Annotated in this window: 16 protein-coding genes; 10 read left to right on the top strand and 6 right to left on the bottom strand. The window is 61.9% G+C overall.

Going from position 1 to position 14,628, the window contains the following annotated elements; genetic code table 11:
- Nucleotides 1-20: 20 nt before the first annotated feature.
- Entirely contained in the window at nt 21-947 is a 927-nt protein-coding gene (locus HWX55_RS02010; RefSeq protein ID WP_175973571.1) for a LysR family transcriptional regulator, read from the bottom strand.
- A 117-nt stretch (nt 948-1,064) separates the two neighbouring features.
- Between HWX55_RS02010 and pobA the strand changes: the two genes are divergently transcribed.
- The 7 genes from pobA (at nt 1,065) to HWX55_RS01975 (ending at nt 8,036) form a co-directional block, all read left to right on the top strand.
- Nucleotides 1,065-2,297 carry a 4-hydroxybenzoate 3-monooxygenase gene (gene pobA, locus HWX55_RS02005; RefSeq protein ID WP_175973569.1) on the top strand — a complete coding sequence of 411 codons (1,233 nt, stop codon included), beginning with the start codon at nt 1,065-1,067 and terminating at the stop codon, nt 2,295-2,297.
- Nucleotides 2,298-2,441: 144 nt separating this feature from the next.
- Nucleotides 2,442-3,158, top strand: coding sequence for a 3-oxoacid CoA-transferase subunit A (locus tag HWX55_RS02000; RefSeq protein WP_175973567.1), 717 nt, complete (start codon nt 2,442-2,444; stop codon nt 3,156-3,158).
- A gap of 20 nt (nt 3,159-3,178) precedes the next feature.
- Entirely contained in the window at nt 3,179-3,835 is a 657-nt protein-coding gene (locus tag HWX55_RS01995) for a CoA transferase subunit B (RefSeq protein ID WP_006482308.1), read from the top strand.
- Nucleotides 3,836-3,923: 88 nt separating this feature from the next.
- Complete coding sequence (locus HWX55_RS01990; RefSeq protein ID WP_175973565.1) at nt 3,924-5,282, top strand: 3-carboxy-cis,cis-muconate cycloisomerase; 1,359 nt, start codon at nt 3,924-3,926, stop codon at nt 5,280-5,282.
- A gap of 16 nt (nt 5,283-5,298) precedes the next feature.
- Nucleotides 5,299-6,084, top strand: coding sequence for a 3-oxoadipate enol-lactonase (gene pcaD, locus HWX55_RS01985; protein ID WP_175973563.1), 786 nt, complete (start codon nt 5,299-5,301; stop codon nt 6,082-6,084).
- A 10-nt stretch (nt 6,085-6,094) separates the two neighbouring features.
- Complete coding sequence (pcaC, locus tag HWX55_RS01980) at nt 6,095-6,481, top strand: 4-carboxymuconolactone decarboxylase (RefSeq protein ID WP_050017180.1); 387 nt, start codon at nt 6,095-6,097, stop codon at nt 6,479-6,481.
- 196 nt (nt 6,482-6,677) lie between these two features.
- A complete protein-coding gene (locus tag HWX55_RS01975; RefSeq protein WP_175973561.1) occupies nt 6,678-8,036 on the top strand; it encodes an MFS transporter in 1,359 nt (452 codons plus the stop codon).
- Nucleotides 8,037-8,168: 132 nt separating this feature from the next.
- Here HWX55_RS01975 and HWX55_RS01970 read toward each other — a convergent pair whose 3' ends face one another.
- The 5 genes from HWX55_RS01970 to HWX55_RS01950 form a co-directional block, all read right to left on the bottom strand.
- A complete protein-coding gene (locus HWX55_RS01970) occupies nt 8,169-8,417 on the bottom strand; it encodes a hypothetical protein (protein WP_050017178.1) in 249 nt (82 codons plus the stop codon).
- Between the two features lie 110 nt (nt 8,418-8,527).
- The gene (locus HWX55_RS01965; protein ID WP_175973559.1) at nt 8,528-9,145 is read right to left on the bottom strand and encodes a LysE family translocator; all 618 of its coding nucleotides are present in this window, start codon (nt 9,143-9,145) and stop codon (nt 8,528-8,530) included.
- Between the two features lie 836 nt (nt 9,146-9,981).
- A complete protein-coding gene (locus HWX55_RS01960; RefSeq protein ID WP_175973557.1) occupies nt 9,982-11,130 on the bottom strand; it encodes a hypothetical protein in 1,149 nt (382 codons plus the stop codon).
- The gene (locus HWX55_RS01955; RefSeq protein ID WP_175973555.1) at nt 11,102-11,977 is read right to left on the bottom strand and encodes a serine/threonine-protein kinase; all 876 of its coding nucleotides are present in this window, start codon (nt 11,975-11,977) and stop codon (nt 11,102-11,104) included. Before HWX55_RS01955 ends, HWX55_RS01960 begins: the two co-directional genes overlap by 29 nt.
- Complete coding sequence (locus tag HWX55_RS01950) at nt 11,922-12,320, bottom strand: hypothetical protein (RefSeq protein ID WP_158380845.1); 399 nt, start codon at nt 12,318-12,320, stop codon at nt 11,922-11,924. The genes HWX55_RS01955 and HWX55_RS01950 overlap by 56 nt, the downstream gene beginning before the upstream one ends.
- 179 nt (nt 12,321-12,499) lie before the next feature.
- On the opposite strand from HWX55_RS01950, the gene HWX55_RS01945 reads away from it, so the two are divergent.
- The 3 genes from HWX55_RS01945 (at nt 12,500) to HWX55_RS35975 (ending at nt 14,486) form a co-directional block, all read left to right on the top strand.
- Nucleotides 12,500-12,712, top strand: a complete 213-nt coding sequence (locus HWX55_RS01945) for a hypothetical protein (RefSeq protein WP_043204599.1) — start codon at nt 12,500-12,502, stop codon at nt 12,710-12,712.
- Nucleotides 12,713-13,208: 496 nt separating this feature from the next.
- A complete protein-coding gene (locus HWX55_RS01940) occupies nt 13,209-13,565 on the top strand; it encodes a helix-turn-helix transcriptional regulator (RefSeq protein ID WP_175973553.1) in 357 nt (118 codons plus the stop codon).
- 285 nt (nt 13,566-13,850) lie between these two features.
- Complete coding sequence (locus HWX55_RS35975) at nt 13,851-14,486, top strand: TnsA endonuclease N-terminal domain-containing protein (RefSeq protein ID WP_244140469.1); 636 nt, start codon at nt 13,851-13,853, stop codon at nt 14,484-14,486.
- Nucleotides 14,487-14,628: the final 142 nt, after the last annotated feature.

Here is a 14,628-nt window from a genome sequence, read left to right as displayed (position 1 = left end):
GGGCCGCCGCGCCCGCTTCTTCACTTCGGCCATTCGTCCTGCTCGTCGTTGAACAGCGACGCGACGACGCCGCGCAGCCATGCGGTGCGCGGATCGTTGTGGTACTTGCGATGCCAGTGCTGTTTCAGGTCGAAGCGCGGCAGCGCGAGCGGCGGCTCGACGGGCACGATGAACGCGTGCTCGGCCGCGTACGCATAGCCGATCGCATGCGGCACCGTCGCGATCAGGTCGGTGCGGCTCAGGATGAACGGCAGGCTCATGAAGTGCGGCGTTTCGAGCACCGCGCGGCGCTGCATGCGCTGCTTCGCCAGGTATTTCTCGAGCACCTCCTGGCTGCGGCCTTCGGCGCGCACGACGGCGTGGCCACACGTGAGGAACTGCTCGACCGTGAACGGCGGCGTCTGCTCGAACGGATGGCCGCGCCGTATCAGGCAGACGAACCGGTGCGTGAACAGCCGCTGCTGGAAGAAGTTGTTGCCGTCGAGATCGGGGAAGTAGCCGACCGCGAGATCGATCGACCCGGCTTCGAGGCCGCGTCCGACTTCGTCGTGCGCGAGCGAGACCGAACGCAGGTTCGCGTGCGGCGCAAGCGTCGCGAACGCCTGCAGCAGCTTCGGCAGGAACACGATCTCGCCGACGTCGGACAGCGCGATCGAGAACGTATGCGTGCTCGCGGCCGGGTCGAAGTCGTGCGGCGCGACGAGGCCGCGCTCGATCTGCGCGAGCGCGTCGCGGGCGGCCGGCAGCAGCGCGAGCGCGCGCGGCGTCGGCTCCATCCCGCGCGACGTGCGCACGAACAGCGGATCGCCGAAGTACGCGCGCAGCCGGCCGAGCGCCGTGCTCACGCGCGGCTGGCTCACGCCGAGCAGGTCGCCCGCGCGGCTGACGTTGCGCGTGTCGTCGAGCGCGACGAGGTAGGGAATCAGGTTCAGGTCGAGCGGGTCCATCGCCGGGGCCGGTATCTTCAAAACGTATACAACATATCTCCTGAATCGCGTTGCCGCATAGTCGGGAAAGCGCTCAAATGTGTTCCATTACTCGAACCAAAGTTCTGGAGGCGAACAATGCGCACCCAAGTCGCGATCATCGGCGCCGGTCCGTCCGGCCTTCTGCTGTCCCACCTGCTGCGCCTGCAAGGCGTCGATTCCATCCTCGTCGAAGCGCGCTCGCGCGAATACTGCGAGAACCGCATCCGCGCCGGTGTGCTGGAGCAGGGCACGGTCGACACGCTGAACGAAGCCGGCCTCGGCGACCGGATGCGCCGCGAAGGGCTCGAACATCACGGCATCGAGCTGCTGTTCGATGGCCAGCGCCACCGCATCGACCTGTCCGAACTGACCGGCGGGCGCGCGATCACCGTCTACAGCCAGCATGAAGTCGTGCGCGACCTGATCGCGGCCGGCATCGAGCACGGCCATCAGATGCACTTCGAAGTGAGCGACGTCGCGCTGCACGACGTCGAAAGCGAGCAGCCGTTCGTCACGTTCAAGCACGCGGACGGCCGCGCGGACCGCATCGACTGCGATTACATCGCCGGTTGCGACGGCTTTCACGGCATCGCGCGCCAGACGATTCCCGCCGAGCGGCTGAACACGTTCGAGCGCGTCTACCCGTTCGCGTGGCTCGGCATCCTCGCCGACGCGGCGCCGTCGCTCGACGAACTCGTGTACGCACATCACGACAACGGTTTCGCGCTGTTCTCGATGCGCTCGCCGACGGTCACGCGCCTGTACCTGCAGTGCAAGCCGGATGAAGACCTCGCCGAATGGTCCGACGCGCGGATTTGGGACGAACTGCACACGCGTTTCTCGAACGACACCGGCTGGACGCCGACCGAGGGCCGGATCACGCAGAAGAGCGTGACGCCGATGCGCAGCTTCGTGTCGGAGACGATGCAGCACGGCCGCCTGTTCCTGGCCGGCGACGCCGCGCACATCGTGCCGCCGACCGGCGCGAAGGGGATGAACCTCGCGGTGGCCGACGTCCGCGCGCTGTCGCGCGCGCTCGGCGCGCGGTACCGGACGGGCGACGCGACGCCGCTCGAGCGCTATTCGGCGACCTGCCTCGAACGCGTATGGCGCGCCGAGCACTTCTCTTACTTCATGACGAACATGCTGCATGCATCGCCGGACGACTCGCCGTTCGTCAATCGCCTGAAGTTTGCCGAGCTGAAATACGTGACGCGTTCGCGGGCCGCCGCGCAGTCGCTCGCCGAAAACTACGTGGGCTTGCCGTTCGACGACGCGACGGCCCCCGAGGGAACCCGCCTTGACAATGCGCTGTGCGCGACTCTATGATCGGCCCATCGTTCGCTAATCGAATCTAAGTTCGAATGACGAACAAAAGCCGAGGGTCGACGAAGGCCTCCGGCGCGGCACGCGGCACGCGCGTGTCCCCTCGACAGGCCGCGCACGAGCCGCGGGTTCGCATCAGGAAGAGACATGGTCAACAAGATTTTCGAATCGCTTCAGTCGGCGGTTGCCGACGTCCACGATGGCGCGACAATCATGATCGGCGGCTTCGGCACGGCCGGCATGCCGTCCGAGCTGATCGACGCGCTGATCGAACAGGGCGCGCGCGACCTGACGATCGTCAACAACAACGCGGGCAACGGCGAGACGGGTCTCGCGGCGCTGCTGAAGGCGAAGCAGGTGCGCAAGATCATCTCCTCGTTCCCGCGCCAGAGCGACTCGCAGGTGTTCGACGCGCTGTACCGTGCGGGCGAGATCGAGCTGGAGCTCGTGCCGCAGGGCAACCTCGCGGAGCGCATCCGCGCGGCGGGCGCCGGCATCGGTGGCTTCTTCACGCCGACGGGCTACGGCACCAAGCTCGTGGAAGGGAAGGAAACGCGCGTGATCGACGGCAAGCCGTACGTGTTCGAGACGCCGATCCATGCCGATTTCGCACTGGTGAAGGCGTACAAGGGCGATCGCTGGGGCAACCTCGTGTATCGCAAGACCGCGCGCAACTTCGGGCCGATCATGGCCAGCGCGGCGAAGGTCGCGATCGTCCAGGTGTCGGAAGTCGTGCCGCTCGGCGGGCTGAACCCGGAACACATCGTGACGCCGGGCATTTTCGTGCAGCGGATCGTCGAGGTGCCGCAGGCCGCGCACGCGGCCGAGCTGGCCGCCGAACACGCTGCATCGCAAGCCGCCTGACTGCCCCCGAGGAACTCGAAATGAAACGACTGACCCGCGATGAAATGGCCAAGCGCGTCGCCCAGGACATCCCCGAAGGCGCGTACGTGAACCTCGGCATCGGCGTGCCGACGCTGGTGGCGAACCACCTCGACCCGAGCAAGGAAATCTTCCTGCACAGCGAGAACGGCCTGCTCGGCATGGGCCCGGCGCCCGCGCCCGGCGAGGAAGACGACGAACTGATCAACGCCGGCAAGCAGCACGTGACGCTGCTCACCGGCGGCGCGTATTTCCACCACTCGGACTCGTTCGCGATGATGCGCGGCGGCCACCTCGACTACTGCGTGCTCGGCGCGTTCCAGGTGTCGGCGAACGGCGACCTCGCGAACTGGCATACGGGCGCGCCCGATGCGATTCCGGCCGTCGGCGGCGCGATGGACCTCGCGATCGGCGCGAAGCAGGTGTTCGTGATGATGGAGCACCTGACGAAGCAGGGCGAGAGCAAGATCGTCGCACAGTGCTCGTATCCGGTCACCGGCGTGCAATGCGTGAGCCGTATCTATACGGATCTCGCCGTGCTCGACGTGACGGCCGATGGCCTCGCGGTGAGCGAGATCTTCACCGACCTGTCGTTCGACGAGCTGCAGAAGCTGACCGGCGTGCCGCTGATCGACGCGACGCAGAAGGCCGCCGCCTGAACGGCAAGCATGCCGGTGCGCGCATTCGAGCGCACGCCGGCACGCTTGGGTAGACAATAGGCGCACGCCGTTTCCCCATTCCGATGCCATGCTCGAAGACAGCGCCCGCCTGACCTCCCTGATCTGCGGCACCGAGCCGCTCAACCGGATCTGGTCGCCCCGCGCGACGATCCAGCGGATGCTCGACGTCGAGGCCACGCTCGCGCGCGCGCTCGCCGCGCAGCACGTGATTCCCGCCACCGCGGTCGCGCCGATCGAACGCGCGTGCGATGCCGCCCTGCTCGACGCCGATGCGCTCGCGCACGGCGCGGCGCTCGGCGGCAATCTCGCGATTCCGCTCGTCAAGCAGCTCACCGCGCAAGTGAAGGCCGACGACCCCGAGGCCGCGAAGTTCGTGCACTGGGGCGCGACGAGCCAGGACATCATCGATACCGCGACCGTGCTGCAGTTGCGCGACACGCTCGACGTGCTCGAACCGCTGCTCGACGAAGCCTGCGCGTCGCTCGCGGCGCTCGCGCGCACGCACCGCGCGACGCCGATGATCGGCCGCACGTGGCTGCAGCAGGCGCTGCCGATCACGCTCGGCCTCAAATTCGCCCAATGGCTCGATGCGCTGCTGCGCCATCGCGCGCGCTTCGTCGAGTTGCGCGAGCGGGCGCTGGTGCTGCAGTTCGGCGGCGCGGCCGGCACGCTCGCGAGCCTGCGCGAGCATGCGGCCGGCGTGAGCGCCGCGCTCGCGGCCGACCTGAAGCTCGCGCTGCCGGCGGTGCCATGGCACACGCAGCGTGACCGCATCGCGGAAGCCGCGTCTTGCTTCGGGATGCTGACCGGCACGCTCGGCAAGATCGCACGCGACGTGTCGTTGCAGATGCAGACCGAAGTCGGCGAACTCGGCGAACCGGCGGCCGCCGGCAAGGGCGGCTCGTCGACGATGCCGCACAAGCGCAACCCGGTCGGCTGCGCGGCCGTGCTGACGGCCGCCGTGCGTGCGCCGAATCTCGTCGCGACCGTGTTCGCTGGGATGGTGCAGGAGCACGAGCGCGCCCTCGGCGGCTGGCAGGCCGAATGGGATGCGCTGCCCGATCTTGCGCGCCTGACGGGCGGCGCGCTCGCGCAGATCGCGCAGATCGTCGCGGGCCTCGACGTCAATACCGACCGCCTCGCCGCGAACCTCGACCTGACGCACGGGCTGATCCTCGGCGAAGCGGTGATGCTCGCGCTCGGCGACCGGATCGGCCGGCTCGATGCGCATCACGTGGTCGAGCACGCGTCGAAGGAAGCCGTGCGCACCGGCGCGACGCTGTTCGACGTGCTCGCGGCCGATGCGACCGTGTCGGCCCACCTGTCGCGCGACGCGCTCGCGCGGCTGCTCGATCCCGCCCATTACGTCGGCGAGGCGCGGGCCTATGTCGACGCCGTGCTCGCGCTGCACGCGGGCGCGAAATAACCAGGAGAACCTTGAGATGCCTTTCGCCACTGTCAACGGCGTGAAACTGCATTACCGGATCGACCGTGCCGCACGCGACGACGCGCCGTGGCTCGTCTTCTCGAACTCGCTCGGCGCCGATCTGCAGATGTGGGCGCCGCAGATTCGCCCGCTCACGCAGCACTTCAATATCCTGCGCTACGACACGCGCGGCCACGGCCATTCCGACGCGCCGGCCGGTTCGTACACGATCGAACAGCTGGCCGGCGACGTGATCGGGCTGCTCGACCACGTCGGCATCGACTGCGCGCATTTCTGCGGGATCTCGATGGGCGGCCTGACGGGCGCCGCGCTCGCCGCGCGCTACCCGTCGCGCATCGTGCGCGCGGTGCTGTCGAACACCGCCGCGAAGATCGGCTCGCCGGAAGTGTGGGTGCCGCGTGCGCAGAAGGCGCGCACGGAAGGGATGGCCGCGCTCGCCGACGCCGTGCTGCCGCGCTGGTTCACCGACGCATTCGTCGAACGCGAGCCGCGCCTGTTCGATGCGATCCGCGACACCTTCGTGCATACCGACAAGGACGGCTATGCGGCGAACTGCGACGCGCTGAACGCGGCCGACCTGCGCGAGGAAGTAAAGGGCATCGCGCTGCCGGTGCTCGTCGTGACCGGCGCGAAGGACATGTCGACGCCGCCCGACCAGGGCCGCGCGCTCGCCGCCGCGATTCCCGGTGCGCTGCACGTCGAATTCGATGCCGCGCACATTTCGAACATCGAGTGTACCGACGGTTTCAACCGCGCGCTGCTCGATTTCCTGACTGCGTGAGGCACCGGCGATGGACGACCAGGAACGTTATGAAGCAGGGATGAAGGTGCGTCGCGCGGTGCTCGGCGACGCGCACGTCGACCGTTCGCTCGAGAATCGTACCGAAGTGACGGAGGAATTTCAGAACCTGATCACGCGCTATGCGTGGGGCGAGATCTGGACGCGCGACGGCCTGCCGCGCCATACGCGCAGCCTGCTGACCATCGCGATGATGGTTGCGCTGAACCGCGGCGAGGAGCTGGCGCTGCACCTGCGCGCCGCGCGCAACAACGGCGTGACGCGCGACGAGATCAAGGAAGTGCTGCTGCAGACCGCGATCTATTGCGGCGTGCCGGCCGCGAATTCCGCGTTCCATCTCGCGGACAAGATCTTCAAGGAACAAGATGGGGCCGGTTAAGTGCCGGCGGTAATCTGATCGATTGGCCCGCCGAGGTTGGCGGGCCGTCGTCGATGAAGAACGCGCCGGCAGCGAATCGGTGCGTGAACGAAGGAAAGGCGCGGCCACGAGGCCGCGCTTGTTGCATCTATATCAATGTTGGATGCGACCGGATCGAGCGCTGACGCGCCCACGCCGGCCGACAAGGAGACAAGCGATGAATCGCACACCCGTGGTCGATGTCCAGACCTTCATCAACGAGCAGCCGTTCGGCGGCTTTCAATGGCTCGTATTCCTCATGTGTTTCGTGATCGTGCTGCTCGACGGCTTCGATACGGCCGCGATCGGCTTCATCGCGCCGTCGCTGCTCGGCGAATGGAACCTCACGAAGCCCGATCTCGCGCCGGTGCTCAGCGCCGCGCTGTTCGGCCTGGCGTGCGGCGCGCTCGTGTCGGGCCCGCTGTCCGACCGGCTCGGCCGCCGCTCGCTGCTGCTCGGCTCGGTATTCCTGTTCGGCGTCGCGTGCCTGATGTCCGCGTTCTCGAACACGATCGGACACCTGACGATCCTGCGCTTCATCACCGGCGTCGGGCTCGGCGCCGCGATGCCGAACGCGGTCACGATGATGGGCGAATTCTGCCCGGACAAGCGCCGCGCGACCGTGATCAATCTGATGTTCTGCGGCTTTCCGCTCGGTGCCGCGTTCGGCGGTTTCCTGGCCGCATGGATGATTCCGCATTTCGGTTGGCGCAGCGTGCTGATGCTCGGCGGCGTGACGCCGCTGCTGCTCGGCGTGCTGTTGCTGCTGAAGATGCCGGAATCGGTGCGCTTCATGGTGGCGAGCGGCCAGTCCATCGACAAGATCCGCGCCACGCTCGCACGGATCTCGCGCGACGCGCTGAACGCCGGCTCGTTCGCGCTGACCGAAGCCGTGCCGCAGACCGGCGGCAAGGGCCTCGGCGTCGTGCTGTCGCGCTCGTATATCGTCGGCTCGGTGATGCTGTGGCTCGCGTACTTCATGGGCCTCGTGATCTTCTACGCGTCGATCAACTGGATGCCGATCCTGCTGAAGGATGCGGGCCTGACGCCGAAGAGCGCGACGCTGATCTCCGCGCTGTTCCCGCTCGGCGGCGTGGGCGCGGTGCTGTGCGGCGTGCTGATGGACCGCTTCAACGCGAACCGCGTGATCGCCGTGTGCTATGCGTTGACGGCGGTGAGCGTGTATGCGATCGGGCAGGCGGCCGGCAACGTCGGGGTGCTGGTGCTGGTCGTGTTCGTGGCCGGCGTGCTGATGAACACTGCGCAATCCTCGATGCCGGCGCTGGCCGCCGCGTTCTATCCGACCGAAGGGCGCGGCACGGGCGTCGCGTGGATGCTCGGCGTCGGCCGTTTCGGCGGGATCGCGGGGTCGTTCCTCGTCGCGGAACTGACGCGCCGGCACTTCTCGTTCGCGGGCGTGTTCGCGACGATCGCCGTCGCGGGCGTGCTGGCCTGCGTTGCGCTACTGATCAAGCAGATGGCGCGGCCGCATGGCGTCGCGCAGCCGGCAGGCAAGATCGAGTCGCTCGGGCATTGAGCGGCGTGCGGGCCGGTGCGGTGCGCCGGCCCAGTGCATGACGGATTCGGGTCGGTTGCAAGCCAATCGACCGACGCACGACAGCAGCCCGGGCCGCCTTCGCGGCCCGTCGACATTCCGGCCGTCGCACCGTTACTCCTCCGCGTCGTGCTCCTTGACGAAGTTGCGCAGATACGCGCGCAACGCGGCTTCCCGGCTGCGATGATCGTCGTGGTTCGCGGCGCCCATTTCTTCCTCGTCGCCGAACAGCGTCGGCGGCGCGCAGTAAGTGCCGACTTCGATGTTCTCGCGCAGCACGCGGATGTCGTGCGTGAGCGGGTGATACTCGGCGATCCAGTGCATGCCCTCGATGTGCTCGCCCGCTCTGAGCATTGGCTTCATCAGCAATCTCCATGCAGAGCAGCGGTGCAACCGCCGAAGCGGTTGCACGCGCCTGTACCGAAAGGGTACGCCTGCATCACGTGAAGCTCAACGGGCGCGCTTGTGAGCGCTCACTGCGGCAGCAGATGGGCGACGAGCGGGTACAGCGACAGGATCAGCAGTATGGCCATCGTCACGTTGAAGATGCGCAGCGCGCGGGGATTCGACAGGAAGCGCCGCAGGCCGAGGCCGAACGCGGCCCACAGGCAGATGCACGGGAAGCCGATCAGGATGAACACGACGGACATCCATGCGGCGTTCATCCCGTAGTCGGCGGACAGCTGGACCGTCGTCGCGGCGGTCAGCACCATCATCCATGCCTTCGGATTGACCCACTGGAACGCGGCGGCTTCGATGAACGTCATCGGCCGCGGCTTGGCGCCGTGCGCCTTCACTTCGCCCGACGTGCCGATGCGCCACGCGAGGTACAGCAGGTACGCGACGCTCGCGGCTTCGAGGACCGTGTACAGCAGCGGCAGGCGCTTGAACGCTTCGCCGAGGCCGAAGCCGACGCAGAGCATCAGGATCGCGACGCCGATGCTGATGCCGAACAGGTGCGGCATCGTGCGGCGGAAACCGAAGTTGACACCGGACGCGAGCAGCATCGTGTTGTTCGGGCCGGGCGTGATCGACGTGACGAGCGCGAACAGCATGCCGGCTGGCAGCGCGCTGAGGGTGAGGAATTCCATCGCGGATTCTCCATTCGGTTCGAGGCTGGGATGGAGTCAGTGTAGCGACGGTTTTCTGTACAGTACCGGTACAGTTTGCTTGGCGGATGCCGGTACGGGGAAAGGGCGACTGCGTGGTGCGTGGAGAGCGTGTTTTGGTCTCTCAGAAAAGATGTCCGCAGTCTCGATATGTTGTCTTTGAATAATTGGCCACCATCCACGTGTCAGGGACGTAATTCATATCGACAGACAGAGAATGATCAGAGAATATTTTGCGATGGTCACCTAGGACGCAATGTTTGATCGACGATGTCAAATTTGTCGCATCAGAAGCGCTCATTGTCATTTCATGTGTGGCGCTCGTTCACACAAAGGTATCGTCGATTACGACCGTCAAGCAGCGTGCGACAGCGATCCGTCACCTGTTCGACTGAATCATCACCGGCCAGGTTGTGCCGTACAATCCGGTCGCGTCGGTGGCCCGAGCCACACTACAAAGCAGGGCAAGATGCCGGTGCTCGACACGACCGAACCGGGGCAACTGCTCGACAGTATCGATGTGGGGACGCCGATCGGGCATCGCGACCGCCATCGGCAACCACGCGCTTTACGCTACGATCGCGTCGATGTCAGAGCACGGCATTGAGCGGATGCGCGGTGCTTTTTTGTCAATCCGATCAGGCAAAAATGGAGGTCGGTCTGCGAGCCACAGGAGCATGGGATCGCATCAAGCAAGCTCGAGCATCAAGAGCAGCATGGAGTGTTGACGCTTCGTGGATACTGGCCGCCGAACGACTTGCCAGTAAGTCTTGGTTTAGTGTTCGCCGGCGGCCTTGAGACTTAGGAGAGTCTGAGCGCTAGCGCGAAGCCTCTACGATGGCGTTTATCCACGGCCTAATCCACTCACCAGTGTTAAGTCGGTCATACAGTTGTATCTCGGATTTCTCTATTTCCCCCCACTTCCTGTCAGCTGACCGCAGTAGTTCCAGAGCGTAGCTCGGATCCTGGCCTATGCTTTGTTCTATCTCTTGAAACCAGTAGAGATACTGTCTCCAGCCGATGGCAACCCAGGGCGTGCCTGATTTAGAGTCGAGAATTTGTAAAATTTCGGCCGAATGTGGATTGTGTGAAGCCGCTTGGCGATCGATTAATTTGGCGTTCAAAAGGAGTTGGACATCTGGTTCGCGAAGCCAGGTTATCAGCCCGTCGTCCGTCCAGTAAGGTACAACCTTGCCACCGTCAGCCGCATCGTCCCATCTTCCGGGAACGAAGCGTCGAAGGTTGAAGAACTTGCCAGTCGCGAGATCCGTGGCGCCCGCGTGCTTCCACAAAATTCCATCTAGCCCGCTGAAGCCAATAATCACTTTTGTCCCGGCCTGTTCGAGCAATCTTATAAGTTTTATGGCATTTGCCAATGATTCGTGGTCGGTGCGTTGCTGTCTTGGTTTGAGATCATCTAAAAATATCAAATAAGCGCGTGCTACTTTTGTCCGAGTCAAAACTGTGGCGATACGATGAGGTGAATTCTTATCTGCCAAGGCTTTAAGATCAACAATTGCAGTCAAGATTATTTCTATTTTTGACTCGAGTGCAATTGGTTGCAGTTGATTTGTAATATCAACTATTTGGCTGTAGTATGCGTCATCATAAACTCGTGGCAACATGGCAGGAGAGCAAATGGCTGTCGCCCCGATTTCATTCGCACATTTTACGAGTGCTTCACCGCGTTGAACCCACCAGGCGACTTTTGTCAAGTCAGCAGAATCGAGATCGCCCGGGAAATATGGCCAAGTTGCTAGCTTGCCGCGATCACTTCGTGGTTTGTAAAGTTGCGGATCGAGAATAATGTCGATCATGTTTCGGGTAAAACCCAGCTGACCGAGACGATCCAATATTTCAACGGGAGAATTGTTGACAGGGCTTAAAATGATGCCGCGGTATTTTTGCAATTCTGGCCTGTCAATCAAATTCCATGAATCATGGCCCATTTGATGATATACGCCCATTTCCAGTCCCCGATAGAGCGTTGATGAAATCAGACGGCCAACGATACCGTGAAATCGGCCAGGGTTGCAAGGCACGAATGAGTGCGGTCAATCCGGCGCTCGTCAAATCGTGTGCAGTGCGCTCCGGTATTTCATTATATTCAGCAACGGCTTGAACAATTTCCTGCCTGGTCATGCCGGGCGACGAGTACGGGTGGTAGTTAAGTGCGCACTCAGCTATAACTACTGCTAGTCCGAACTGATCTGTTCGCCAGTCGATGGCGGTCTTGTTATTGTTAAGCTGCTCTGGTGCAGAATAAAAAGGTGTGCCTGGACCTTGAAAAATGAAATCTTCGGTCAATGAAGATGCATCAAGCATTCGGACTAGGCCAAAATCTGTTAAAACGGGATCATTTTTAGATCTGAATAAAATATTCGCAGGCTTAATATCGCGGTGGACTAAATTTTTCGAATCCAGATGTGCGAGAGCGTCGGCGAGCGGAATCGCAATAGCGCGGATTTCGTCAGGGGATATCGCTCCGATCCGTTGACGAGCACTCAGTGTCCCACCGGAAAGGTACTCCTCGATGGTTGCCCAGTAGACAAACTCTCCTTCCTTATACGGGAAGCACTCAAATATCTTGGTAATAGCTGAGTGATTACATCCACGGAGTGCGGCTACTTCTCGCTCGAATCGTGGTTGTAAGCCATCTGAGATGGCTGAAATTTTGAGCGCAAGGTGCTCACCGGCTTTCTCGATCAGGAAAACCTGCTTAAACGCCCCGCTGCCCAGTGGACGGACAAGGGAGGCGTCAATTGTGACGCACAGCCTCTTGGCTACGTTTGCGAGGTCTACCGTATTGTTCATTGGCCATTTGATCGAAATGATTTTGAGCCTTTTGATGCAAATACGGGAGCAAGGGATCGCAATCGTGAGGCTCGATGAGAACCTTTATACCATCAATCCCCATAACGCAAAGTCCGATTTTATAGGTTGAGAAGATCTCAGGATGCGCGAGTGCCCGCTGTGCGGCTCGTTCAGGCATCACCACATAGGCATGTCGAGCATACATGGTGTTCCGGTATGCCTGATGAGTTGCTCGTCTCCAATCGGAGAGCTTTGCCTCAAACGCGACCAGATCACCGTTCTCGGTTCTGACGAGCACATCGGTGAAGCCGGACTTGTAGTCCCATTCCGTCGTGGACAGCACTGCGCCCCACGGCGACCGACCGTTTTCAATTGTCTTAAGAAATGCTTGTACAAGGTCCGCTTCCGATGCGAAGCGAGGAATCTTTTCGGCGCTCCTGGTAGCACACATAGTCGGAGTTGAAACCCTATTTAAATACGATTAAATTCCACAGAAGTGTAGCCCGATCCTGGAGAAATGTCATGGCTGGTGCAGGGCGCAAGTCGACCGCTGACGCAACTCGACTCGTTCAGTTGACCCTTCCCGTACAGGTGGATGCAGCACTCGAACGCATCGCCAAGATCGGCTACTACGGCCGTTCGAAATCGGAAGTTGTCGTGACCTTGCTGTCGCGAGAATTTGAGCGAATCGCCAAGGATGGTCTTATCGATCGCCTCGATGGCCTCACGAAGTAAGTCTGAGCGTGCTTTGCGCAGCCCTCTGACGGCGAGCACGCCGTTGTTGGCGCGCAAGTTCTTTCGTCTTTATGGTCCAGCATGGCCACAAACTGGCCATCCATGTCGACCTGCAATCCAGTTCGGACTTGCACCAGAAGTGTAACTTTGACACAACAGGATGCCTGTCGGCCGGCGGGCGTCGTTTATCCGTCGCCGCAAATCTGTGTGTTGTTTGAACACCTATAGATCAATTTTCGTCAATTCCGCCGCGTTCGCCGTTCAGAAGTTTGACGAATGAATTGACCCTACTCGGGAAACGTACGAACCGGGACTTGTACAAAAAGGGAAATTATTTTCTTCTCATTTTCTGCGCCTCCATAACACGCCCCACTATTTTTCTATTCACACGAGACTTCTTCTGCCTGTGTTGTCAGGCAGAGAAAGAAAAAATCCCTTGCCGGCCGGCTGGGTCACGACATAAATTGAGAGACAGGAAACGTCCATGTGAGAAGCAATGACCCCGTTCTCGAATGCACTGGTGAATTACCGGAAGCGCGCCGGCCTCAGTCAGACGAATCTGGCCAAGCAACTCGGGGTCGCGATCCAGTACGTGTGGAAGCTTGAGCGCGGAGTGAAGCCACCGCCGTCAGTCGAGCAAATCGAGCGCATTGCCGCGGCACTGAGCATGGGCGAAGCAGATGTCGCTTCATTGCTCGAGGCGGCCCGGGATTCACAAAAGAAACTGCGACTACCTGACGACCTGCACTCGGATACGTTGCATCTGATCAATCGCTTGGTGCGAGCGTCGACGCGTCTGAGCGGTGGCGAAGTCACCTTGCTTGATGAACTGGTGATGAGGCTCGACCGGTAACGTTCCTCAAAGATGTCTTTTCCCATCAACCTAATGGATTAGGAGTGCTGCCTATTTGACAAAAAAGAAAAAACCAACCCATCGAGGACGGATTGGTTTCTTCGACCCGGGCGAGCCGGGGGCACTGGCGATCTGGTAAGTCCCAGTATAGCCCTCCTCTCGTCCGCGTCAAGTCCAACTCGTCTCCTCGTTGCGTGGAAATGACATCCACGCGGCCGGCGCTCGTCCATGTGGACCGGCGCCCCCGACATCCACGCGCCCAAAAAGGGCGCAGGAGACATCACCATGCCTTCCTACGATACCCGCAGTGGCGGGAATTTTCGAGGTTTCACGCCTTCCATCAAAAACGCTTGCTCGATGCCCTGGTACTCGTTGGCCGAAGAGGCGTCGACCCTCCTGCTCGAGTTCAGCCCGGAGGTACTGCGCTTTCGCAGTGCTCAAGATAGAACATTTCTTCTCCGCGAGAGCGGCCAGACTTTTCGATACACGCCCGACTACGAAATTGTGCGTCGCGACGGTACGACTGTATTCGTCGAAGCCAAGCCTGCAAAGGATTTACAGAAGCCTTCAGTGCAGGCCCGCATGGCGCGTGCGAGAGCCGTCCTCGCGCAGCATGGACACGCACTCTTCATTTGGGATGAACGCACCTACATCTGCGGCACGCGTCACGAGACACTGCGGCTCCTGCGGCCGTGGCGAGGGCGAATGTCGGCCGAACGGATTCAGGAAGCGCAGAGGCTCGTTGAAAAGAAGCATCCGAAGACTTTCCGAAACCTCGTGCATCTGGCCCGTACGCGCAACGTCGCGTTGAATTGGATCGCCAATGGCGCCGCGGGCATCGATCTCGATGTGCCGCTGACCTCCGACGCAGCCATTTACGTTGCTCCTTCGGAGGTGCGTCATGCAAAAATTTTTGATTAAGCGTGTTGATTTGCATGGAATCCTGACCCACGATTTGCATTGAATTCTGACCCACCCCTTGGACCAGCTTTGCGGGTTATTCGGTGGGTATCTGGGTCTTCTTTCTCTCCTTTTTTGGCTGTGTCGTGCTGTTTCTGAAACG

The sequence above is a fragment of the Burkholderia sp. BCC1047 genome (assembly GCF_902833155.1).
Classification (GTDB): domain Bacteria; phylum Pseudomonadota; class Gammaproteobacteria; order Burkholderiales; family Burkholderiaceae; genus Burkholderia; species Burkholderia sola.
Note: the sequence above shows the minus strand (reverse complement) of the source record. Positions and strands in the feature narration are given on the sequence as shown.

What these genes read in the sequence shown, in the direction of transcription:
- HWX55_RS01995 (WP_006482308.1), top strand. Translation starts at nt 3,179, where the DNA reads ATGAAACGACTGACCCGCGATGAAATGGCCAAGCGCGTCGCCCAGGAC.
- HWX55_RS01940 (WP_175973553.1), top strand. Translation starts at nt 13,209, where the DNA reads ATGACCCCGTTCTCGAATGCACTGGTGAATTACCGGAAGCGCGCCGGC.
- HWX55_RS01960 (WP_175973557.1), bottom strand. Translation starts at nt 11,130, where the DNA reads ATGGGCGTATATCATCAAATGGGCCATGATTCATGGAATTTGATTGAC.
- HWX55_RS35975 (WP_244140469.1), top strand. Translation starts at nt 13,851, where the DNA reads ATGCCTTCCTACGATACCCGCAGTGGCGGGAATTTTCGAGGTTTCACG.
- HWX55_RS01945 (WP_043204599.1), top strand. Translation starts at nt 12,500, where the DNA reads ATGGCTGGTGCAGGGCGCAAGTCGACCGCTGACGCAACTCGACTCGTT.
- HWX55_RS01975 (WP_175973561.1), top strand. Translation starts at nt 6,678, where the DNA reads ATGAATCGCACACCCGTGGTCGATGTCCAGACCTTCATCAACGAGCAG.
- HWX55_RS01970 (WP_050017178.1), bottom strand. Translation starts at nt 8,417, where the DNA reads ATGAAGCCAATGCTCAGAGCGGGCGAGCACATCGAGGGCATGCACTGG.
- pcaC (WP_050017180.1), top strand. Translation starts at nt 6,095, where the DNA reads ATGGACGACCAGGAACGTTATGAAGCAGGGATGAAGGTGCGTCGCGCG.
- HWX55_RS02000 (WP_175973567.1), top strand. Translation starts at nt 2,442, where the DNA reads ATGGTCAACAAGATTTTCGAATCGCTTCAGTCGGCGGTTGCCGACGTC.
- pcaD (WP_175973563.1), top strand. Translation starts at nt 5,299, where the DNA reads ATGCCTTTCGCCACTGTCAACGGCGTGAAACTGCATTACCGGATCGAC.
- HWX55_RS01965 (WP_175973559.1), bottom strand. Translation starts at nt 9,145, where the DNA reads ATGGAATTCCTCACCCTCAGCGCGCTGCCAGCCGGCATGCTGTTCGCG.
- pobA (WP_175973569.1), top strand. Translation starts at nt 1,065, where the DNA reads ATGCGCACCCAAGTCGCGATCATCGGCGCCGGTCCGTCCGGCCTTCTG.
- HWX55_RS02010 (WP_175973571.1), bottom strand. Translation starts at nt 947, where the DNA reads ATGGACCCGCTCGACCTGAACCTGATTCCCTACCTCGTCGCGCTCGAC.
- HWX55_RS01955 (WP_175973555.1), bottom strand. Translation starts at nt 11,977, where the DNA reads ATGAACAATACGGTAGACCTCGCAAACGTAGCCAAGAGGCTGTGCGTC.
- HWX55_RS01990 (WP_175973565.1), top strand. Translation starts at nt 3,924, where the DNA reads ATGCTCGAAGACAGCGCCCGCCTGACCTCCCTGATCTGCGGCACCGAG.